At 67.0% G+C, this 21,175-nt stretch carries 23 protein-coding genes; 15 read left to right on the top strand and 8 right to left on the bottom strand.

The annotated features are described in order from the left end of the window. Nucleotides 1–14: 14 nt before the first annotated feature. Genes ACQP2E_RS37430 through ACQP2E_RS37450 form a run of 5 tightly spaced genes read left to right on the top strand, consistent with a single transcriptional unit; the run spans nucleotide 15 to nucleotide 5,015 of the window. Nucleotides 15–1,349, top strand: coding sequence for a glycosyltransferase (locus ACQP2E_RS37430; RefSeq protein WP_433827651.1), 1,335 nt, complete (start codon nucleotides 15–17; stop codon nucleotides 1,347–1,349). 45 nt (nucleotides 1,350–1,394) lie between these two features. Next, nucleotides 1,395–2,573, top strand: coding sequence for a non-hydrolyzing UDP-N-acetylglucosamine 2-epimerase (wecB, locus tag ACQP2E_RS37435; RefSeq protein WP_433827652.1), 1,179 nt, complete (start codon nucleotides 1,395–1,397; stop codon nucleotides 2,571–2,573). Then, the gene (locus ACQP2E_RS37440) at nucleotides 2,573–4,192 is read left to right on the top strand and encodes a DUF2334 domain-containing protein (RefSeq protein ID WP_433827653.1); all 1,620 of its coding nucleotides are present in this window, start codon (nucleotides 2,573–2,575) and stop codon (nucleotides 4,190–4,192) included. The genes wecB and ACQP2E_RS37440 overlap by 1 nt, the downstream gene beginning before the upstream one ends. Before the next feature lie 6 nt (nucleotides 4,193–4,198). Next, the gene (locus ACQP2E_RS37445) at nucleotides 4,199–4,549 is read left to right on the top strand and encodes a hypothetical protein (protein ID WP_433827654.1); all 351 of its coding nucleotides are present in this window, start codon (nucleotides 4,199–4,201) and stop codon (nucleotides 4,547–4,549) included. Nucleotides 4,550–4,586: 37 nt separating this feature from the next. After that, entirely contained in the window at nucleotides 4,587–5,015 is a 429-nt protein-coding gene (locus ACQP2E_RS37450) for a VOC family protein (RefSeq protein ID WP_433827655.1), read from the top strand. Here ACQP2E_RS37450 and ACQP2E_RS37455 read toward each other — a convergent pair. After that, entirely contained in the window at nucleotides 5,008–5,742 is a 735-nt protein-coding gene (locus tag ACQP2E_RS37455) for a dienelactone hydrolase family protein (protein ID WP_433827656.1), read from the bottom strand. The two genes, ACQP2E_RS37450 and ACQP2E_RS37455, sit on opposite strands and share 8 nt — an antisense overlap. A gap of 90 nt (nucleotides 5,743–5,832) precedes the next feature. Between ACQP2E_RS37455 and ACQP2E_RS37460 the strand changes: the two genes are divergently transcribed. Beyond that, a complete protein-coding gene (locus ACQP2E_RS37460) occupies nucleotides 5,833–6,393 on the top strand; it encodes a TetR/AcrR family transcriptional regulator (protein WP_433827657.1) in 561 nt (186 codons plus the stop codon). Nucleotides 6,394–6,482: 89 nt separating this feature from the next. Beyond that, nucleotides 6,483–7,982: a cellulose binding domain-containing protein gene (locus tag ACQP2E_RS37465; RefSeq protein ID WP_433827658.1), complete on the top strand. Its 1,500-nt coding sequence runs from the start codon at nucleotides 6,483–6,485 to the stop codon at nucleotides 7,980–7,982. 94 nt (nucleotides 7,983–8,076) lie between these two features. On the opposite strand, the gene ACQP2E_RS37470 is transcribed toward ACQP2E_RS37465, so the two are convergent. Further along, nucleotides 8,077–8,679: a TetR/AcrR family transcriptional regulator gene (locus ACQP2E_RS37470; RefSeq protein WP_433827659.1), complete on the bottom strand. Its 603-nt coding sequence runs from the start codon at nucleotides 8,677–8,679 to the stop codon at nucleotides 8,077–8,079. 104 nt (nucleotides 8,680–8,783) lie between these two features. On the opposite strand from ACQP2E_RS37470, the gene ACQP2E_RS37475 reads away from it, so the two are divergent. From ACQP2E_RS37475 to ACQP2E_RS37490, 4 genes are all read left to right on the top strand, one after another. Next, entirely contained in the window at nucleotides 8,784–9,251 is a 468-nt protein-coding gene (locus tag ACQP2E_RS37475) for a MarR family winged helix-turn-helix transcriptional regulator (RefSeq protein WP_433827660.1), read from the top strand. Further along, entirely contained in the window at nucleotides 9,248–10,828 is a 1,581-nt protein-coding gene (locus ACQP2E_RS37480; protein ID WP_433827661.1) for an MDR family MFS transporter, read from the top strand. The genes ACQP2E_RS37475 and ACQP2E_RS37480 overlap by 4 nt, the downstream gene beginning before the upstream one ends. Nucleotides 10,829–10,995: 167 nt before the next feature. Next, nucleotides 10,996–12,597 (top strand): diguanylate cyclase, encoded by a 1,602-nt coding sequence (locus ACQP2E_RS37485; RefSeq protein WP_433827662.1) that lies wholly within the window; start codon nucleotides 10,996–10,998, stop codon nucleotides 12,595–12,597. Between the two features lie 118 nt (nucleotides 12,598–12,715). Beyond that, entirely contained in the window at nucleotides 12,716–13,528 is an 813-nt protein-coding gene (locus ACQP2E_RS37490; protein WP_433827663.1) for an SAM-dependent methyltransferase, read from the top strand. Nucleotides 13,529–13,655: 127 nt separating this feature from the next. Here ACQP2E_RS37490 and ACQP2E_RS37495 read toward each other — a convergent pair whose 3' ends face one another. Further along, on the bottom strand, nucleotides 13,656–13,961 hold the full coding sequence (locus tag ACQP2E_RS37495; protein WP_433827664.1) for a hypothetical protein: 306 nt from the start codon (nucleotides 13,959–13,961) through the stop codon (nucleotides 13,656–13,658). A gap of 61 nt (nucleotides 13,962–14,022) precedes the next feature. Next, nucleotides 14,023–14,274 (bottom strand): hypothetical protein, encoded by a 252-nt coding sequence (locus tag ACQP2E_RS37500; RefSeq protein WP_433827665.1) that lies wholly within the window; start codon nucleotides 14,272–14,274, stop codon nucleotides 14,023–14,025. Between the two features lie 260 nt (nucleotides 14,275–14,534). Here ACQP2E_RS37500 and ACQP2E_RS37505 point away from each other — a divergent pair, with 260 nt between their 5' ends. Next, nucleotides 14,535–14,771, top strand: coding sequence for a DUF397 domain-containing protein (locus ACQP2E_RS37505; protein ID WP_433827666.1), 237 nt, complete (start codon nucleotides 14,535–14,537; stop codon nucleotides 14,769–14,771). Between the two features lie 74 nt (nucleotides 14,772–14,845). On the opposite strand, the gene ACQP2E_RS37510 is transcribed toward ACQP2E_RS37505, so the two are convergent. Further along, complete coding sequence (locus ACQP2E_RS37510; RefSeq protein ID WP_433827667.1) at nucleotides 14,846–15,736, bottom strand: helix-turn-helix domain-containing protein; 891 nt, start codon at nucleotides 15,734–15,736, stop codon at nucleotides 14,846–14,848. 272 nt (nucleotides 15,737–16,008) lie between these two features. On the opposite strand from ACQP2E_RS37510, the gene ACQP2E_RS37515 reads away from it, so the two are divergent. From ACQP2E_RS37515 to ACQP2E_RS37525, 3 genes are all read left to right on the top strand, one after another. Next, nucleotides 16,009–16,338 (top strand): hypothetical protein, encoded by a 330-nt coding sequence (locus tag ACQP2E_RS37515; protein ID WP_433827668.1) that lies wholly within the window; start codon nucleotides 16,009–16,011, stop codon nucleotides 16,336–16,338. Between the two features lie 200 nt (nucleotides 16,339–16,538). Beyond that, a complete protein-coding gene (locus ACQP2E_RS37520) occupies nucleotides 16,539–16,865 on the top strand; it encodes a winged helix-turn-helix transcriptional regulator (RefSeq protein ID WP_433827669.1) in 327 nt (108 codons plus the stop codon). 67 nt (nucleotides 16,866–16,932) lie between these two features. Next, a complete protein-coding gene (locus ACQP2E_RS37525) occupies nucleotides 16,933–17,544 on the top strand; it encodes a malonic semialdehyde reductase (protein ID WP_433827670.1) in 612 nt (203 codons plus the stop codon). A gap of 44 nt (nucleotides 17,545–17,588) precedes the next feature. On the opposite strand, the gene ACQP2E_RS37530 is transcribed toward ACQP2E_RS37525, so the two are convergent. From ACQP2E_RS37530 to ACQP2E_RS37540, 3 genes are all read right to left on the bottom strand, one after another. After that, nucleotides 17,589–18,428: a phosphoribosylaminoimidazolesuccinocarboxamide synthase gene (locus ACQP2E_RS37530; RefSeq protein WP_433834244.1), complete on the bottom strand. Its 840-nt coding sequence runs from the start codon at nucleotides 18,426–18,428 to the stop codon at nucleotides 17,589–17,591. 120 nt (nucleotides 18,429–18,548) lie between these two features. Then, nucleotides 18,549–19,871, bottom strand: a complete 1,323-nt coding sequence (locus ACQP2E_RS37535; RefSeq protein WP_433827671.1) for a YDG/SRA domain-containing protein — start codon at nucleotides 19,869–19,871, stop codon at nucleotides 18,549–18,551. Between the two features lie 164 nt (nucleotides 19,872–20,035). Next, the gene (locus ACQP2E_RS37540) at nucleotides 20,036–21,136 is read right to left on the bottom strand and encodes a PQQ-binding-like beta-propeller repeat protein (protein WP_433827672.1); all 1,101 of its coding nucleotides are present in this window, start codon (nucleotides 21,134–21,136) and stop codon (nucleotides 20,036–20,038) included. Between the last annotated feature and the right edge of the window lie 39 nt (nucleotides 21,137–21,175).

A 21,175-nucleotide genomic window follows, 5' to 3' on the forward strand; every position in this document is an offset into this window, starting at 1 on the left:
GAGAGGGGTGCGAGATGTCCTTGGCGAACAGCTGGCTCATCGCGATCACGGGATACGCCATCCTGCTGGCCTGGCCGATCTCCACGCTCGTCCTGGTCTGGTTCGCGGTCCGGTACAACGGAACGCACCGAGCAAAAGTCATAAACAAGGCCGTGGCCGGCGGCGACGGACGCCCCCAGCACTTCTGGGTGATCGTCCCGGCCCTCAACGAGGAAGCCGTCGTCGCCAACACTGTCAACGCGGCTCTGCGACTGCGTGGCCCGGCCGGAACCCTGGCCCGGGTCCTGGTCGTGGACGACGGCTCGGACGACCGGACCCCCGAGGTCCTGTCCGCTATCGATCATCCTCGGCTGAGCGTCATGCGGCGCGAGCTGCCCAACGCCCGGCAGGGCAAGGGCGAGGCGCTGAACGCCGCGTACCGCTTCATCTCGGAACGCACCGCGGAGGCCGGCGTCAGCCCGGAGCGTGTGGTCATCGGCATCATCGACGGCGACGGCCAGGGCAGCGAGAACATCCTGGTCGAGATCTCCCGGCTGATGCGCGACACCAAGGTCGGCGCGGTCCAGGTGCAGGTACGCATCCGCAACCGCAACAAGCTCCTCGGCGCCGTACAGGACCTGGAGTTCGGCGCGATCGTCGACGCCTGCCAGAACCTGCGCGACGTCCTGGACACGGTCGGTCTCGGCGGCAACGGCCAGTTCAGCCGACTCTCCACATTGCAGGCTCTGGGCAACGCTCCCTGGTCCAGCTGCCTCGTCGAGGACATGGAACTCGGCCTGCGGATGCACCTGGGCGGCGTCTCCATCCGATACACCTCCCGCTCCTCGGTGACCCAGCAGGCCGTGGTCGACGTCCGCCGGCTCACCCGGCAGCGGACCCGCTGGGCGCAGGGCAACATGCAGTGCGCCCAGTACCTGATGCGCCTCTTCTCGTCGCAGCGGATCGCCCGGACCGCGCTCGCCGAGATCCTGCACTACCTGCTCTCCCCGTGGGCGAACGCGATGGTCACCGTGATGATCATCGTGATGGGCGTGTCCGGCACGGTCGGCCTGCTGATCGGCCACCCGGTCCCGTTCCTGCCGACCTGGGCCGTGCTGGCCGAGAGCGGCGCCATCTGGATCGCCGTCACCACGTTCCCCGGCCTGCTCTGGGCGCTGGTGCATCGGAGCAAGCGCGGCGACGAGGTCCTGTCGCGAATGCTGATCGCCGCTCTCGCGTACCCGGCCTTTCTGGTTCTCGGTCTTGCCGCCACCTACCGCGCGCTGGGCCGGCAGGCCAGCGGCCGTCAGTCCTGGGCCAAGACCGAGCGCCTCGTGGAGGAGCCCATCCTCCAGCCCATCGCAGCCTGAACAACCCCCTCCCCGGCAAGAAGAGAAGGCTCCCCCATGTCTCTCATGCGTGAAGTTCACCTGATCGGCGGCACCCGCCCCGAGGCCGTCAAGCTCGCCCCCGTCGCCATCGCCATGCGGGAGGCCGGTCTGCTCCAGCCGGTCCTGCTCGCCAGCGGCCAGCACCCCACGATGGTCACCCAGGCGCTCGCCGCCTTCGGCCTCGAGCCGGACATCACCCTCCAGGTCGAGCGCTTCACCGGTACCCAGGCCGAGCTGCTCACCGCGATGGTCCGCGAGCTCGACGAGCTCTGGTCGGTACGCACCCCGGCCGCCGTGATCGTGCAGGGCGACACCACGACGAGCCTGGCCGGCGCGCTTGCCGCGTTCTGGCGCCGCATCCCGGTCGTCCACCTGGAAGCCGGTCTTCGCTCCGGCGACCTGGACTCGCCGTTCCCCGAGGAGGCGAACCGCCGCCTGGTCGCCCAGGTCGCCTCGCTGCACCTGGCGCCGACGCCGCTTGCCGCGATGAACCTGCTGGACGAGAAGATCGCCCACACCGACGTCCTGATCACCGGCAACACCGTGGTGGACGCGACCCTCGCGATGGCCGGCCGCAAGCTGCCGTTCGAGAACGCCGCCGTTGCGCAAGCCCGCGCCAACAGCAAGAACCGTCTGGTCCTGGTCACCGCGCACCGCCGCGAGTCGTGGGGCGAGCCCCTGAGGCGGATCCTCGCCGCGGTCAAGGAACTCATCGAGCGTTACGACGACATCGAGATCGTGCTGCCGAGCCACCCGAACCCGGCCGTCCGGGCCCAGGTGGACGCCGCGCTGGCCGGTGTCGAGCGGGTCACCATCACCGACCCGTTGCCGTACCCGGACCTGTCCCGGCTGCTCTCCGAGGCCTACCTGGTGCTCACCGACTCGGGCGGCATCCAGGAGGAGGCGCCGTCGTTCGGTGTTCCGGCACTGGTGCTGCGCGATGTCACCGAGCGCGTCGAGTCACTGACCGCGGGCTGCGCGAAGCTGGTCGGCTCGGACACCGCCCGGATCGTCGAGGAAGCGTCCGCACTGCTCGACAGCCGGGTCCGCCGGGACGCCATGACCGCCGGCGGAAATCCGTACGGTGACGGGCTTGCCGCCCGGCGTACCGCGCAGGCGACCGCCGCACTTCTGGGTCTCGCGCCCGCACCCGAAGCCATGCCCGTTTCGCAGAACGTCATCACCTCTGGAGTACTTGCCTGATGCGCGCCCCGAAGATCTCCCGCCGCACCCTTCTCGGCGCCGGCGCGGCCACGGCCGCGGCTGTCGCGGTCGGCGTCAACAGCATGGCCGCCGACGCAGCTCCCGCCACGACGACGAGTACGTCGAAGACCGGCAAGGCGGCGCCGGGCGCCGGCTCCGCGAAGACCCTCGTTCTGTACGACACCACGAACGACTACGGCTGGCTCGGTGAGGTCTACGCCACCCAGACCGCGAACCTGGCCTCGCACTTCGGCACCTGGACGGCCGCGCCCGTCGCGAAGTACAAGTCCGGCGACCTGAACGCGTACACCGCTGTCATCTATCTGGGTTCGACGTACGACGAGCCGCTGCCGGCCGCGTTCCTCACCGACGTGATGGCTACCAGCAAGCCGGTCGTCTGGGTCTACGACAACATCTGGCAGCTCGCGGCGAAGGACGGCTTCACCACGAAGTACGGCTTCGCCAGCGGCACCTTCGACCTTGCTTCCGTCACCGAGGTCGCCTACAAGGGCAAGAAGCTGACCCGCAGCTCGGACAACAACTCCGGCATCATGAACCTGCCGATCAGCGACACCGCAAAGGTCAGCACGCTGGCCACCGCGGTCCGCGCCGACGGCACCACGTTCCCGTGGGCGGTGAAATCGGGCAACCTCACCTACATCGGCGAGATCCCTTTCTCGTACGTCACCCACGACGACCGGTACCTGGTCTTCGCGGACCTGCTCTTCGACGCTCTGGGTGGCGGCACGACCGAGCGGCACCGCGCTCTGATCCGCCTCGAGGACGTCGGCCCGGATGCCGATCCCGACGACCTCAAGGCGATCGCCGATTACCTGGCCGCCGAGAAGGTGCCGTTCAGCGTCGCCGTCTACCCGCGGTACCGCGACCCGAAGGGCGTCAACAACAGCGGCAAGGCCCAGGACTACACCCTGGCGTCGAAGCCGAAGGTGGTCGCCGCGCTGAAGTACATGCAGTCCAAGGGCGGCACGCTGATCATGCACGGGTACACCCACCAGTACGGCGCGGTGGCCAACCCGTACGACGGCGTCAGCGCGAACGACTTCGAGTTCTACATGGCGCACGTCGACGCCAACGACAGCGTCATCTACGACGGCCCGGTCAAGGAGGACTCGGTCACCTGGGCGACGGCTCGGATGGTCTCCTCCGGAGCGGTGTTCGTGGCGACCGGCCTGGGCGCTCCGAAGATCTTCGAGTTCCCGCACTACGCGGCCAGCCCGGCCGATTACCAGGCGGTGAACTCCCTCTTCGGCAAGCGTTACGACCGGGGCCTCTACTTCCCGGGCGTGCTGACCGGCGCCAAGTACGACTACGCACGCCAGTTCGGGCAGTTCTTCCCGTACACGGTCCGCGATGTGTACGGCTCGGTCGTGGTGCCGGAGAACATCGGCAACGTCGAGCCGGAGGCGTTCAACAACCACCCGGTCCGGCTGCCCGCCGACCTGATCGCCTCGGCCGAGCGCAACCTGGTCGTGCGCGACGGCGTGGCGAGCTGCTTCTACCACCCCTACCTCGGCACCGACCATCTCAAGACCCTGGTCACCGGGGTCAAGGCCCTCGGGTACACGTTCGTCTCCGCCGACACCATGCTGAACGGCTGATCAGCCGTGGATGTCGTGGATTTCTGGGTCCAGTCGTGGACCGCCGACGACCTGCCGGCCGCTCGCCGCGTGCTCACACCTGATGTCGAGACCGAGTGGAACCTCGACGCCCCGGTGGACGACGAGGAGCTGCTCCAGGTCCTGCACCGGATCGCTGCCTTCTCGGATCGGGTCGATCTGATCGCGCGTACCGACGCGATCGACGGCGCCGCGCTCATGTACGACCTCGCCGGGCCTTTCGGCACGGCGAGGCTTGTCGAATTTCTCGCGGTCGAGGATGGCTTGATCAACGAGATAAGGCATGTGTACGACGTAGCGGCGATCGACCGTTTCTTCCCGGGCCTCTACGCCAATTAGGCCGTTTTCTGTCCTATCTCATGGGTAGGTTCGGGTCATGCCCTACGACTTGCAGATCGTCGTCGACAGCAGCGACCCGCACACACTCGCCGACTGGTGGGCGGAGACCCTCGACTGGCAGGTGGAGCCACAGGACGAGGCGTTCATCAAGGACATGGTCGACAAAGGCTTCGCGACCGGCGACGAGACGAAACTGCACAACGGCAAGCTGGTCTGGCGGATCGGCGGGGCGATCGTGCACCCGGACGGCGCCGGCCGCAGCCGGATCCTCTTCCAGGCGGTGCCGGAAGCGAAAACCGTGAAGAACCGGGTGCACGTCGACGTCCGGGTGGGCGAGGAGGACCGGGAGGCCGCGCGCGACAAGCTGATCGCGCGCGGCGCCGCTTTCGTCGAAGCCGGCCGGCAGGGGCCTTACTCGTGGTTCGTGATGACCGATCCCGAGGGTAACGAGTTCTGCCTCACCTGACCGGCAGTGTCCGTTCCAGCAGGGCGAACAGCGCTTCCCAGTGCCGCTGCTCGCCGGCCGGGTGGTGCATCGCGGTGTCGGCCATCGTGAAACCGTGCGGCGCGCCCTGGTAAAGCTCCGAGGTGTAGGTGACGCCTGCCTCCGAGAGGGCCGCCTCCAGCGCCTTGATGTTGTCCGGCGTCATCGAGCCGTCGTTGTCGGCGTGTCCGAAATAGACCTGGCCGGTGATCGTGCCGACATGCCGGTGCGGGCTGGCCGGGTCGTCGGTGACGACCTTCCCGGCGTGGAAGCTGCCGAGAGCCGCGAACCGGTCCGGCAATGCGGAGACCGCGATCAGCGCGTTCCGCCCGCCCATGCAGTACCCGACGATGCCGACCTGATCCCGGCCCAGGAATTCCAGGTAGACACGGGTGTCGGCGACCACCCGCTCCGCGGTGAGCTGCTGCATCATCGGCATGAGCCGGCCGAACGCGGCACCACGGCGCGCCTCGTCGACCAGGTCAGCCGGGTCGACGAGCGGACTGCGCGCGTTGCGGTAGAAGAGGTTCGGTGCGAGGACCGCGTACCCACGCTCGGCGATGCGGTTCGCCATCTCCATGATCTGCGGACGCAGACCGAACGCGTCCATGAAGAGCAGAACTCCCGGAAACGGCCCGTCGCCGTCCGGCGTGACCAGGTAGGCGTCGGCGACGCCGTCCGCCGTCGGGATATCGACCTGTCGCCGCATTTCGCTGACCTCCGGCACGTCTGATGATGATCGTCCGGACCGTAACATCGGATCTCCGTCTTTCCCTGTGAACGTCGTATCCTCATGCGCATGGCCACCCGGCTGCGTGCGGACGCCCGACGAAACCGAGCTGCGCTGCTCGCCGCCGCTCGTGAAGTCTTCGCCGAGCAGGGACTCGACGCGTCGCTGGACGAGATCGCCCGGCGCGCCGGCGTCGGCAACGCCACTCTCTATCGCCGATTCCCCAGCCGGCGGCACCTGATCGCCGAGGTCTTCGCGAGCTACATGACCGCGGCGGTACGCCTCGCCGAACTGTCCCTGGAACACCCCGACCCGTGGGCCGGCTTCGTCGGTTACCTCACCCGGGTGTGCGAGCTGCAGGCCACCGACCGTGGGCTCGCGGAACTGCTGGTCACGACGGCTTTTGACGACGACGAGCGGCTCGCCGCCCTGCGCGCCTCAGCGCAGCAGCGCGCCGTCGACGTGTACGTCCGCGCCCAGCGGGCCGGCCGGCTGCGCGCCGACTTCAGCCGGACGGACCTGGAGCTGCTGATGATGGCGAACGCCGGGGTGGCCCAGCACTCCGCCGATCCGCAGGCCTGGCGGCGTCAGCTGGCTCTGCTGCTCGGCGGCCTGGCGACCCGCATTTAGGGATCCTTTAAGCCGGAACGCGAGACTCGTTAAGCCGTACCGGACGAGAGTGATCATCCGTCGTCCTCTTCCGCGATCGGAGCTCACTCATGCAACGCAGCCGTCTGCGGCTCGCCATCTACGCCACGGCCGCGGTCCTCGCGGTCGGCGGCGGCATCGGCGCGGCGGTCGCTGCCACCTCGCCCGCGTCCTCGGGCAAGCTCACCGCCGCCTTCGTGAAGGACAGCGACTGGGGTACGGGTTACCAGGCGCACTACACGATCTCCAACGGCACCGGCGCGACAGTGAACGGCTGGGAGGTGGCCTTCGGTCTGCCCTCGACCGCGAAGCTGGGCAGCTCCTGGGACACCACGCTCACCGGATCCGGCGCCGTCAAGACGGCGAAGAACGCGGCCTGGAACGGGACCATCCCGGCCGGCTCGACCGCGTCGTTCGGCTTCATCGTCGCGGGTAGTGGCGCTCCGATCAGCTGCACCATCAACGGCGCGCCCTGCACCGGCGGGGCGACGGCGTCGGCTTCTCCCTCGGTGACCGCCACCGCCACCGCCACCGCGACTGCGACTGCCACTGCGACCGCGACTAAGACCGCCACCGCCTCGCCCAGCGCTAGCAAGACTGCCACGGCTTCGCCCAGCACCTCGGCCCCGGCGACCCCGACGAAGACCGCCACCACGACGGCGAGCCCGACCAGCACCTCCGGGACCAGCGGCAACGTCCTGGTCGCGCCGTACGTCGACATGGGCCTGCTCTCCAACGGCGCGACCACGCTCTCGTCGCTCGCCGCCGGCGGCAACGTCAAGTCGTTCAGCCTCGCGTTCGTGACCAGTTCCGGCTGCAAGGCGAGCTGGTTCGCCGCGTTCGATCCGCGGGCCAAGCAGTTCGCCGACCAGATCACCGCGGTACGCGCGGCCGGCGGCGACGTGAAGGTTTCGTTCGGTGGCGCGACCGGCACCGAGCTGGCCCAGGCGTGCACCAGCGTCGCCGCCCTCCAGGCCGAATATCAGGCCGTCGTCGACGCGTACGACCTGAACTACATCGACCTGGACATCGAGGGTGCGGCCGTCGCGGACAGCGCGTCGGTGGCCCGCCGCTCGACCGCACTGGCCGCGCTGCAGAAGGCCAACCCCGGCCTGAAGATCTCGCTGACCCTGCCGGTGCTGCCCGAGGGCCTCACCGCGGACGGCCTGAACGTGGTCAAGTCCGCCAGGACCGCCGGCGTCGACCTGGACCTCGTCAACATCATGGCGATGGACTACGGCCGCTCGACCCAGGATTACGGCGATCTGGCGATCCAGGCCGTCAAGTCCACGAAGGACCAGATCAAGTCGGTTTACGGAAACAGCGACGCGGCCGCCTTCAAGATGGTCGGCGTGACCCCGATGATCGGCGTGAACGACGACAACGGCACGTTCACCCAGTCGGACGCGAAGGACCTGGTCGCGTTCGCGAACGCCAACCACATCGGGTTCGTCTCGCTCTGGGAGATGCACCGTGACAAGAATGCCTGCTCGGGCGCCCTGTTCCAGTGCACCAACGTGACCCAGACGGCTTTCGAATTCACCCGGATCCTGGCAGGTTTCACCGGCTGACCCACGGGGTAATTCGATGAGCAGCGCTATTCCGGGTCCCCCCGTCCCGGAATAGCGCTTTTCGTTTGCCTGAGTCAGGTTTGCTTTGCTGGGGTCATGCGAAGCCTCGGCCTGCCTCGGCCAAGGACTCGCCGGCCAGCTCCCAGAACGTCGTGTCCGTCGGGTGCTCCAGCCAGACCGTCAACGAGACACGCAACGTCACCAGGAACGTGGCGGAGATGAGCCTCGCGCGTACCCCTCGGGGGTCGGAAGGACCCAGACGGCCGGAAACCTCCGCTGCGATCTCGCGCTCCATCGCTGCGAAACTCTGCATCTGTGCGGCGGCGAGCGACGGATGCCGGCGGATCAAGCGCGTGCGCGCCGTCCACTCCGGATCAAGATCGCCTCGCTCGCTGTAGAACTCCGCTGCGGCCGCGCTGAGCGCGGCCCACGGCGTCTCGTCCGCCGGACGGGCGCGGACCATTTCCGCCACCTGTCGCATCCGCAGGCGGTCGCCGTAGAAGAGCGCCTCCTCCTTGTTGGCGAAGTAATTCGAGAACGTACGCCGGGAGACGCCGGCCTCGTCCGCGATCGCCTCGACCGTGATCCGGTCCGGGCCGTGCTCCATCGCGAGACGGAAGGCCGCCTCGTACAGGGAGAGACGAGTAGCTGCCTTCTTTCGCTCGCGAAGGCCCGGCTCGGTGGTCGGCACGCTCATGGGGATGAGCATATCGGCGTGTGACTCAGTTCCCAATGGGAAAACTTGCGCAACGGGCAAGTTCGGGGAGATAGTTGTATGCAGCAACCATCACGGGAGGTGCCATGGAAAACGACAGCGGTTCGCACCGCTTGGTGGCGGCCTTGCAGGAGCTGCTCAAGGCGGTACGCCTGTTGAAGCAGAGCTCGGTCACCCCGGTCGGCACCGTCGGCGTCCTCACCGCGATTCGCCGCAGCGAGCCGCTCGGCTGCCACATGAAGGATCTCGCCGCCGAGCACGCGCTCGACCCGTCGACCATCAGCCGCACGATCGGCGCCCTGGTCCGCTCCGGCCTGGTGGCCCGCGCCGCCGACCCGGACGACGGTCGCGCCAGCACCCTTCGCCTCACCAGCGACGGCAACACCACGCTCGACGAGGTCATCGCGCATTACGACAAGCGGCTCGCCAGCGCCCTCTCCGAGTGGAGCCCTGAGGAGATCGCCGCCTTTGCGGCATCAGTGCAGCGCTTCGCCCAAGACCTGATCAACCAGCAATCCCCATTCGGCACGCCCAGCTTGGAGGCAGCGCGATGAGCGCCCCAACAACAACCCGGGCCGACCAGACCGCGATGACGCACCGCGAGATCATGGAGGCCCTCTCCGGGCTCCTGCTCGTGCTCTTCGTCGCGATGGCCAGCTCCACCATCGTCTCGACCGCGCTTCCGAAGATCATCGGTGATCTGAACGGCAGCCAGACCCAGTACACCTGGGTCGTCACGGCCACCCTGCTCACCGCCACCGCGAGCACACCGATCTGGGGCAAGCTCTCCGATCTCTACAGCAAGAAGATGCTGGTCCAGATCTCGATCGTCGTCTTCGTGCTGGGATCGCTGATCGCCGGCTTCACCCAGAACACCGAGCAGCTGATCGCGGCCCGCGCGTTCCAGGGCCTCGGCATGGGCGGCGTTCAGGCGCTGGTCCAGGTCGCGATCGCCGCGATGATCCCGCCGCGGGAGCGCGGCCGTTACAACGGTTACCTCGGCGGCGTGATGGCTCTCGCCACCGTCGGCGGCCCGCTGCTCGGCGGCCTGATCGTGGACACCGACGCGCTCGGATGGCGCTGGTGCTTCTTCATCGGCGCGCCGCTCGCCGTGATCGCTCTGATCGTCCTGCAGAAGACCCTGCACCTGCCGGTGATGCGCCGGGACAACGTGAAGATCGACTACCTCGGCGCCAGCCTGATCGCGGCAGGCGTCAGCGTGATCCTGGTCTGGGTCTCGTTCGTCGACAGCTCGTTCGCCTGGATGTCCTGGGAGACCTTCGCCATGGTCGGCGGCGGCCTGATCCTGCTCGCTCTCGCCGTCTGGGTGGAATCGCGGGTCAGTGAGCCGGTGGTCCCGCTGCAGATCGTCCGCCAGCGCACCACGGCACTCGCCATCATCGGCAGCCTCGCGGTCGGCATGGCGATGTTCGGCGGCTCGGTCTTCCTCGGCCAGTACTTCCAGATCGGCCGCGGGTACAGCCCGACCCAGGCCGGCCTGCTGATGATCCCGATGATGATCGGCATCCTGATCTCCTCGACCATCGCCGGTCGGATGATCACCAAGAGCGGCCAGATCAAGCCGTACATCGTGGCCGGCACGATCACCCTGGTCGCCGGTTTCGCCGGGCTCTCGATGCTCGACCACGACACCTCGCTCTGGTACGTCGGCGCCTCGATGGCTCTGGTCGGCATCGGTGTCGGCATGTCGATGCAGAACCTGGTCCTGGCGGTTCAGAACACCGTCTCGCTCAAGGACATCGGCGCGGCCAGCTCGACGATCGCCTTCTTCCGCTCGCTCGGTGGCACGATCGGCGTCTCGGTCCTCGGCGCGGTCCTGGCCCGCCGGGTGTCCGACTCGATGACCGAGCAGCTCGCCGCGGCGGGCCAGTCGGGCGGCAGCAGCGACGGCGTCAGCGCGCTCAACCTGAGCAGCCTGCCGGAGGCGGTCCAGCACATGGTCCGGGCCGCGTACGGCGACGCCACCGGGCACATCTTCCTGATCTCCGCCGCTGTCGCGGTGATCGGCGTGATCGCGGCGATCGCGATGAAGCCCGCGAAGCTGCGCAGCACTGTCGACATCGGCACCCCGCTGGTCGCCGACGTGAAGGAGCCGGCCCTCGCCAAGTAGATCCAACCGCGTCAACGACGCCCGCACTCACGATGAGTGCGGGCGTCGTCACATGTAGGAAATTGTCCGTTTACGCAGAGCTACCCTCGACGAACACAGCGCGAAATCATTCAGGCTTAGCAAGGCGCGGCCGATCGGAGCCCTCAGCAGGTGAGAGGAGAACCCGGGTGGACGAGCTCGTGAACAGCATCGAGGCACTGTCGGCCGCTCTCCTCAAGATCGAGGACGAGCGGTCCTGGAACGCGGCGGCCGAGCTGCAGAACGCCCTCGCGATCGAACAGGCCGCTCTCGCCCTCGGCGACGAGTCGCTGGTGGCCCGGGCACAGCTCTGCCAGGCCAACATGCTGCTGCGCTCCGGGGACGTGGCCGCCGCGTCGGCGCAGATCTGGCAGGTGCACCAGTGGGCGCTCAGCCACGACGACCGGCGGCTGATGGCGCGTACCCACCTGGTCTGGTCCTACATCCACCAGCACCTCAGCGACGCGGAGCAGGCGCTGGAGCAGGCGGTGCTCGCGGTCGAGCTGCTCGACGGCGACTCCACCACGCACATGCACATCTGGCACCGCACCAAGCTGGCCGACGCGCTCTGGGCGGCCGGCTCGATGGACGCGGCCCGGATCCGTTACCAGCAGGCCGAGCAACTGGCCGTCGAGACCGGCTCTCCGGCACTGCTCTGCCTGCTGAACAACTACGCGTACACCGAGTTCGACACCGGCAACCAGAAGCGTGCCGAGGAGGTCGCCGACCGGCTGCTGCGGCTCGCCGACGAGCGTGGCGAGAAGCTCGAGCCGGCATACCTGGACACCGTCGGCTGGATCCAGATCGGCAACGGCCGGTACGCCGATGCCGAGGCCACCATGCGCCAATGCATCGAGCGGCACGAGGAGGGCCGGTACGACGCCGCTGACGCGCTGGCGATGTACCTGCTCACGCTCGCCCGGGCGCAGCGTGGTCTCGGCGCGTACGCGCGGGCCCAGTCCACCCTCGACGCCTCCCGTGGCATGTGCCTGGAGCGCGACCTCGGCGACCTTTTGGTACGCGTTCACCAGGAGCAGGCCGAGCTACATGCCGCCCAGGGTGCTTTCGAGGAGGCGTTCGAGGCGCACAAGGTGTTTTTCAGCGCGTACCAAAGCAGGCACTCGCTGCAGCGGGAGGCACGGACCCGGACCCGGCAGGCGATGTTCGAGACCGACGAGGCTCGGCAGGAGGCACAGCGGTTCCGCGAGCAGGCTCGGCGCGACCAGCTGACCGGCCTGCACAACCGGAGGTTCGTCGACGAGAGGCTGCCGGAGCTGATCCAGAGCGACCCCGCACTCACCGTCGCCCTGGTTGATCTCGATCACTTCAAGCAGGTCAACGACCGGCTCTCGCACAGCGTCGGCGATCAGGTCCTGGTCGCGGTCGCCGACCTGCTGGCCCGCGGGGTCGCGGCCGCCTGTCCGGACGGTTTCGCGGCCCGGATCGGCGGCGAGGAGTTCCTGATCGTGCTGCCGAGCACGAACCCGCGCCGGGCCAGAACGATCCTGGACACCATCCGGCGGTCGGTCCGCGCCCACGATTGGGGACCGATCACTCACGGTCTGCCGGTCACGGTGAGCATTGGTGTCGCGGTCTCCGACGAGGTCCCGGCACCGACCCAGCCGACCCTACTGTCCACAGCAGACAGTCGCCTGTACGCTGCCAAGCACGCCGGACGTGACCGTGTCGTGTCCGCCACCGACCATCGGGGCGGCGCGAGAGGGCATGCCGAGCACGCCTCGGCAGCCTGAAGAACCGGCACATTCGGTAGCCGTATTCGGTCTCCGGGGGTTAAGTCGGTCAATCATTGCCGCTACCCTGGACGGACCGAGTTGATCGGCGACGGGGTCGTGGCGCAAGGAGGCGGTCGTGGACAAGGGCAGCAACGAGGTGGCCCCGCCCGGGGTCAATATCAACGTCCCGCACTCCGCTCGCATCTACGACTACTGGCTGGGCGGCAAGGACAACTTCGCCGTCGACCGCGCCGTCGGCGAGGCCATGATGAAAGCCATCCCCGGCATGCGTTACATGGCTGGGGAAAACCGCAAGTTCGTCCACCGGGTGGCTCGCGACCTGGTGGCGAAAGAGGGCATCAGCCAGTTCCTGGACGTCGGCACCGGCATCCCGACCAGGCCCAACCTTCACGAGATCGCCCAGGGGCTCAACAAAGAGGCCCGGGTCGTCTATGTGGACAACGACCCGATCGTGCTGGTCCACGCCCGCGCGCTGATGATCAGCACGCCGGAGGGCCGCAGTGAGTACATCTCGGCCGACATCCGCGACCCGCGGTCGATCCTCGACGACCCGGCGCTGCGCGAGACGCTGGACCTCACCAAACCGGTCGGTCTCACCCTGATCGCGATCCTGATGCTGCTCTCCGACGCCGACGACCCGTGGGCCACGGTCGACGCCCTGCGCGACGCTCTGCCGTCCGGCAGCCTGCTGGCGATCACCCACCCGACCGCCGACTTCAACCCCGACGAGGTGAACGCGGCCGTCTCCGCCGCCACCGGCGCCGGGATGACGCTTGTCGCGCGGACCGAGGCCGAGGTGGCCCGCTTCTTCGGCGACTGGGAGATGCTGGAGCCGGGCCTGGTCCCGGTGTCGAGCTGGCGGCCCGACGACGAGGTCGCCGACCCGAAAGCCGCGTATTACTGGTCCGGGGTCGCGCGCAAACCCTGAGACGTCTCAAGCATGTGAAAACCCCCGCCGGCTCGGCCCGGCGGGGGTTTTCCAGTAAAGCTGAATTTGTGAGTTTCCAAGACCGGATGGGCGGCCCAGCACGGGGAACCGGACCGTCCATCCGGCGTCAGACGGGTGCACTCCGTAACACCCGCAAGCGCGGACGCTTGCACGCCGGCGGGACGGGCAACCGCCCCGCCCGGATCAACATCTCCCGGACCTCGCCGGCGTGGCCGGCCCGGTCGACGACCACGCCTCGCACACCGAACCAGGTGTCACCGTCGTGCGGGATCGGCTTCGACCGGTCGACCCGCGTCACCCGGAGCCGGATCGAGCCCACGCCGTAGCAGTAATCCGCCTCGGCGAACTCGTACACCGGCCAGAGCGGGGTGCTCGGCCGCAACCGATCGTCACGGATCCGTGGCGCCGACACGCCCCACCTGCTGCGGGCGGGCCGCTGCCCGGCTGGCCGTGGCTGGCGGCAACGAATGAGGTCACTCGCGCGCGTCGGACTCACCTTCCTCGACAGGCGACCCGGTGGTGGTCCAACCACCGGGCCGGCTCAACGCGTACCTCACCCCGCCGAACCGGTGCGAGACCGTGCTGGCCCGCGAGTCCGCCGCGACAACTTCGCCGATGGCGGGCTCATCTCGGAACAGCAGCGCCGGATTCCCGCGGCGCGTCAAGTCGGGCACCGACGGACCCGACGGATCGGGATGTTCCGGGCCGATGTTGGGTATCGACACACTCGTCACCTCTCGCTCAGATCGCCCCCGCCAGGGGAGCCTCGCGCTGAGGCCGCAGACGTCGCTCCGCGACCGACCCATCACCTAAAGATGTCACCCTAAGTGACAACCATGGGGACCAGTACGTGCGTTATCATGCTCAAAATCACGTGACTACGCAAGGCCAGATGCACGTGCATCTGCATTCTCGGCCCGATTGGCACGTGACATCACCACCCCCGGATCGATCGGCGGTCCGGGGCTGACCAAGGGAGCTTGGAATGGCCTACATGGTCAACGGCATGCCAGCCGGCCAACTGCAGGGCGCTGTCTGGCAGAAGAGCCGTCGCAGCAACCCGAGTGGCAACTGTGTGGAGTGCGCTGTCCTGCCCGGTGGCGACGTCGCCGTGCGCAACTCCAGGGACCCCGAGGGTGCTGCGCTGATCTACACCCGCGCCGAGATCGAGGCCTTCCTCGGTGGCGTCCGCGACGGAGACTTCGACAACCTGGTCGCCTGAGACCGGATACCGAAACGGTCCGGTCGCCGCGCGACCGGACCGTGCTTTGTCCGAGATCTCCACGGTCCGCCTGCTCAGGCGGGCCGGCCAACCTCGTGCAGCAGCTTTCCGAGGATTTCGGGCGTGTGGTTCGGCGGCTCGGCGTCGATGCAGACCCGCTCCATCGCCATCGCGTAGTGGTCGACGTCCTCGCGCTTGTCCAGATAGATCGCGCTGGTCAGCTGCTCGACGTAGACCACGTCCGGCAGCTCCGGCTCTGGGAAGCGCAGGATCGCGAACGGGCCGCCGGCCGCGGCGTGCCCACCCGCGTGGAACGGGATGATCTGGAGCCGCACGCCCGGCATCTTCGAGGCCTCGATCAGCGCCTCGATCTGCTGACGCATCACCTCGACGCCGCCGATCGGCCGGCGCAGCACCGCCTCGTCGATCACGGCCCAGAGCTGCGGGCCACCCGAGCGAGTGAGAATCTGCTGCCGGTGGCGCCGGACCTCGACCCGCCGGTCGATCTCCGCGGCGCTCGCGCCCGCGTGACCCAGCATGATCACCGCGCGCGCGTAGTCCGGCGTCTGCAAAAGGCCCGGTACGAACTGAATCTCATAGGTACGAATGAGCGAGGCAGCCGCCTCCAGCCCGAGGTACGCCTGGAACCAGCCCGGAAGGACATCGCTGAAGTGGTGCCACCAGCCCGGGTTGTTGGCCTGCCGGGCGAGCCCGATCAATGCCTCGCGCTCGTCGCTGTCGACCACGCCGTACATGGTCAAGAGGTCGGTGACGTCACGTTCCTTGAAGCTGACCCGGCCCAGCTCCATCCGGCTGATCTTCGAGCCGGATGCGCGGATCTCGTAACCGGCCGCCTCACGGGTGATTCCCTTGGACTCTCGCAGCTTCCGGAGCTGGGAGCCGAGCAGAATGCGGAGGACGGTCGGGCCACCGCCCGGCGCCTCCTCCTGCGAACCCGCGCTCACCTGACTCCTCGTCGCCACGATGTGACTGCCCGGCACAGTCACAAGCATCCTAGAGCGGAGATCGTCCGCCGCGAAACCACGTCCGACAGTCGACCGGGCGCATCTGCGCGAAGCAGATGCACGTGCAGACGGCCTTGCGGACGCACTTGATGACGAGCATGATAGCTGACAGACACGTACCGACCGCTAACACAGCGTGCCGAAAAGTCAGACTGCTCGGACGATGTGTGGTCCCCGCCACCAGCCTCAGTGAGAAAAGTGGAGGCACGCACATGTCGAAGACGCACTTGTCGGACACGATGGCGTCCACGCCGACCGTCACGCCGCCGCATCGCGACCCGGCTGACGTGGCCCCGTCCGAGAGCTACCGCCCGGCGGATCCGGTGTGGGTCTACCGAGACGGCTGGCGGGCCGGCATCATCGAGGCGTCCTCCCCTCGCGCGGTCACGGTGACCTACCGGCCGGACAGCCACCGCGGCACCGGGGTCGACACGTTCACCGCGCCTTACGTGACGTCGCGCTTCGACAACGACCCGACGCTCGATCACCGCGGCCTGCGCCTGGTGCGCCGCACGCCGATGAACAGAGGCCCGCTTTCATGACCGGCGCCGTGACCGTCTCAGCCATAGTCGGACTGCTGAGCCTCTTTTCCGGAGTGGCCCTCGGGTGGTACCTCCGGCGTACCAATGACTGGTGCCCGACCTGCGGTGAGCAACTCACCTGCGGCGGTGTCTGCCAGCTGAGCCTGAGCCACCGGGCCGAGCAGCCCCTGCGCACCTGAGCCTGCGGTACTTTTGCATTCATGACGGTCGTGGGTCTGACGTGCGCCGAGCGTGACGCCGCCCTGTCCCGCGCATTCGAGTTCCTGGGCCGCAGGTGGAACGCCGCGGTGCTGGGCAAGCTGCAGGACGGGCCGGCCGGTTTCCGAGAGCTTTCCCGCCTCATCGACGGCATCAGCGACTCCGTCCTGTCGAACCGCCTGTCGTCACTGGCGGCTGCCGGCCTGATCGATCGCAGCGTCGACGAGGGGCCGCCGGTTTCGGTCACGTACTCACTGACCGGTTCCGGGCGAGCGCTGGTGCCGGCGCTGAATCAGGTCGCCCTCTGGGCCGACGAGCATCTTCCCTGATTCCTCGTGATCAGCTTCACGCGGCTTTCTGACCGCTTTTTCGTGACTGGCCGCTACTTTTTTAGAAGTGGATACTGTTTCTGAAGCGAGCCCTCGCCTGAGCGCTGACGGGCGCGCCCTGCTCTTCACTGACGCACGCACCGCATCGGCCTTCGCGCCAACCCCGGTCACCGACGAGGAACTCGCCGAAATCTGGGACCTGGCGAAATGGCCGCCGACCGCGGCGAACACTCAGCCGTTGCGGGTGCTGTTCGTGCGTACCCAAGAAGGTAAGAACCGATTGATCCCGCACCTCAACGAAGGCAACCGGGCGAAGTCGCAAAGCGCGCCGGCCGTTGCCGTGCTTGCCCTCGACACGTCGTTCCACGAGCACGTGCCGCAGATCTTCCCGCACAACCCGGGCCTCAGGGACGTGTACGAGGCGAACGAGGGACTGCGGATCACCAATGGCACGTTCAGCGCCGCGCTGCAGGTCGGATACTTCGTTCTGGCGGCCCGCGCGGTCGGCCTGGTCGCCGGCCCGATGACCGGTTTCGACAAGGCCGGCGTCGACGGCGAGTTCTTCCCGGACGGCCGGTTCAAGTCTCTGGCCGTGGTCAACCTCGGACACCCGGGTGAGAACCCGTGGCGCGACCGGCTGCCGCGGCTGGAGCCGGCGACGACGGTGCAGTGGGCTTGATCGTGTTGTTGGGGGCCCGGCGCTTCCCAGCCGGGCCCTTGTCGTTACTTCCAGGTGTCGCCGGTGAGCCGCTCGTAGACCTCGACATAGCGGTTCCGGGTCGCCTCAACCACCTCGTCGGGGATCTCCGGTCCGGGCGCGGTCCGATCCCAATCGGTCAGCTGGCCTGACCAGTCCCGCAGGAACTGCTTGTCCAGGTACCGCGGCACACTGCCCGGCTTCCACTCGTCGGCACTCCAGAAGCGCGACGAGTCAGGCGTCAGCACCTCGTCGCCGAGCTTCAGCGTCCCGTCTGCGGCCCTGCCAACCTCGATCTTGGTGTCCGCGATGATGATGCCCTTGGCTGCGGCGATCTCCGACCCACGCCGGTAGATCTCCAGCGTGACGCGGCGCAACTCCTCAGCCAGCTCCTTGCCGACCCGTTCCTCGGTCTGCTCGAACGTCAGCGGCTCGTCATGCCCGCCACCGACCGGCTCCTTGGTGCTGGGCGTGAAGATCGGCTCCGGAAGCCGCGACGACTCCACCAGCCCGTCCGGCAGCAGGTTGCCGGAGATCTTCCTCTCCCGCTCATAGTCCTTGAGCCCCGAGCCCGCCAGATAACCCCGGGCGATGCACTCCACCATGACCATCTCAAGGCGCTCACACCGAATGGCCCGCCCCTGAAACTCAGCCGGCACGTCGGTCGCCGAGATCACGTGGTTCGGCACGACGTCGGCGAGCTGCTCGAACCACCAGAGCGAGAACTGAGTGAGAATCTTGCCCTTGTCCGGAATCGGCGTGGGCAGGATGACGTCATAGATCGAAATCCGATCCGAGGTGACCAGGAGAAGGTCGCCTCGGTCGGCATAGACGTCCCGAACCTTGCCGGAGTGCAGCAGCTCCACGTGAGTGTTCCCCTTGGTCGCGGTGGTTACGGTGCGGGTCAACGCTATCGAGTTCAGCTCAGTGCTATGAACCCAACCTCCAAGACACGTCGGTTCACGTCTTGGCGTTACCGATGTTCTTCACTGCTGGGGGAACATATTGCGGTGGTATGCCAAGTTTTCCGAGCTGATCTCGTGGCCATCGACCAGGCTAAGTGATCCGAGGTTCGGGTAAGTCGAGATAATCCTAAAGTCGTCGCCCACTAGGACCTCCCCGTTATCAAAAAGAATGTGACAATTAGGGCACAGGCAGAGGAGGTTGTCCGCAGTATCTGTGCCGTCGTGCGGTCGGCCTACCGGCCGAATATGCGCTCCCTGCGCATAGCCGCGGCCGGCAACCGCCAGGCGGACTCCGCATAGTTGACATGTGAAGTCATGCAGCACCTTTATTGCACGAGACAGCGCGCGAACTCGTGCAATCTGACCAACAGTCGCCACTCTCCGGCCAGGCGTGATATTTCCCTGCGGGAGAACCACTTTGTCCACGATGGTCGCGGCCGATTGCGCGACTTCTGAAACCTTCACTAGCCGATAACGGCACACGTTGAAGCCACTCTTTCCGCGCTCCTGCCAGAAGGACTCAACGTAGAACAGACCGTCGTATCGGTATCCACCTCCGCTCTTCGCGTCCAAGCCGCGGATCACCCGCACCGGCGCTTGGTTCACATGGCTGGTAACGAGTGCCGCATTGCCGGAACCTTCAAAGCTCTGATCCTTAATTTGCTTCCCCGTAGCGTGGTCTCGTCCGCCATGACCGGTATAAATGATGAGGTCATCGTAATCTTCATCATCTTCGTACCCGCCAGAGACGACAACTGACTCAGCCCCCCGCTCGCCGCTTCCGACGATTCCCGCTTGATGGTTAAGATGAACCTTACGATCCGCGAGTGCTGCCCGATTCTCAAACACTGTCCCCTCCGGCACGCCCGGAACTTCGCCAAATCCCGCAAATAACCCGAAGTATTCTCGGACGAGGCGTGCTTTAGGTTTCGGAAGGCCATCGAGCGCAATCTCCGCGAATTTATCGAAGTTGCCCTGCTCCGCAAGAGTTTCATAAGCGTCATCCGTCAACCCCATAAAGGGGTTCTGCTGATCGAAGAGAAGACCAGTCTGCGCAGCGGTACCAAATTCGTGCGGCGTTTCAAATACGAGGTCGATAATTGACGAGTCACCCAGCCGCAAGATTCCGGTGGCTACGGTTTCGCTACCGCCCTGCTCCCCCATTGCCGCGACGAGCTCGGTCAACTGGCTGCGGACATCGTGCCAAGCGGCCACCCGAGGTTCACCGGCGGCAGCACGCTGCGCCGCCCAGAGCAGAGTCGCTGACTGGTGAAGGGACTTCGGTCCGCGAGGCCGACCCTCACGAATCTGTTCGAGAGCAACCGCAATCTCGTCGAAGTCCACAACCACACCCCATGTCCGCTGTAACGCCAGCCGATGATCAACAGGTCAAGATCCGTGATCTTAAGACGTGGGCACTCTCGATGTGATCCGCCAGCAGCGCTCTAGTCCACATGAGACGAAGTTGCTACACCCGAGCTCCCGCAAATCCGGCACTCGACATGACCTCATGGCGCGTAAGCGGTGAGCCTTCTTTCGTTGACCTGGTAGAGCCTTCCGCCGCTGACGACCACATGCCCGCCAAACGTCGGCCCTGGGACGTTCCCGTTAAAAGCCGCCAGGACTTGGCCCCCTGCGTACAAAAGGCCCCCAGCTCGGACCGGCTGCCCTGCCTCAACCGCCATTGGGGTTTTCCAGACTCGCCGACCGGTCTGGCCATCCACTGCCTCGACCACCCTGCCGCTCGACCGGTAGACCCGTTGCCCGTCCACCGCGATCAGCGCGCTCGCCTTCCCCTTTGCCGTCCAGTGCACAGACCCATCCGTCTCGTCAACGGCGATCAAATTCCGTTGCTGGTCGGTCACGTAAAAGCTGCCGTCGAAAGCGGCCTCTGCCACCCAATTCTCCAACCGGCTCCACCTCAGCACCCCGTCCCGGACTGAGATCGCCGACGTCCCACCATCGGCCGCACCGAACCCGTCTGTCTTGCGCATCAGGATCACGCCGTTCGCCGACACACCCGACGACGACCAGCCCGGTTTGTCCCACAACCGCCTGCCGTCCGAGGCCCGGAAACCCGCCACCAGCTCCTCATCGGACTGGGACCAGCCGGAGATCACCACGACGCCCTGGTCCACCACCGCCGACCGGATCGGGACGTCCAACGGAAGCTTCCAGTGGACCTTCCCGTCTGCCAGATTCAGGGCCGTGAGCTGCCCGCTCTGGGAGTTGCAGTCGCCGTTGGCGGCGATCAGCAAACCGCCACTGACCGCCAAGGTCGGCGTTGAATTATCGGAAGGCCAATTCCAGTCGAAACGCCACCGGACAGCCCCGGAATCAGCGCCGTAAGCCGAGATCCCGAGCTTGTCGGTGACGATCACCTGACCGCCTGCGACCAGCGGCGGCGACCAGCCTGAGCAGCTCTCCGGGACATCCCGCAGCCGCACCGACCACTTCTTCGCGAGCCGTCCGACGCTGCCCGCGTTGATCACCGACTCGGCCGGGTTGTAGTGGCTGTCCTCAGCGTCGAAGCCGGGATGCTCCCAGCCGGGCGCCGGCGCCGCGGTGGCTGGGCTCGCTGCCGCGCCAGCGGCGATGACCAGGGACAAGACAACAGCATGGGTACGCACAAGAGCCTCCTAGAAGCT

Source organism: Actinoplanes sp. CA-015351, from assembly GCF_050955685.1.
Taxonomy (GTDB): Bacteria; Actinomycetota; Actinomycetes; order Mycobacteriales; family Micromonosporaceae; genus Actinoplanes.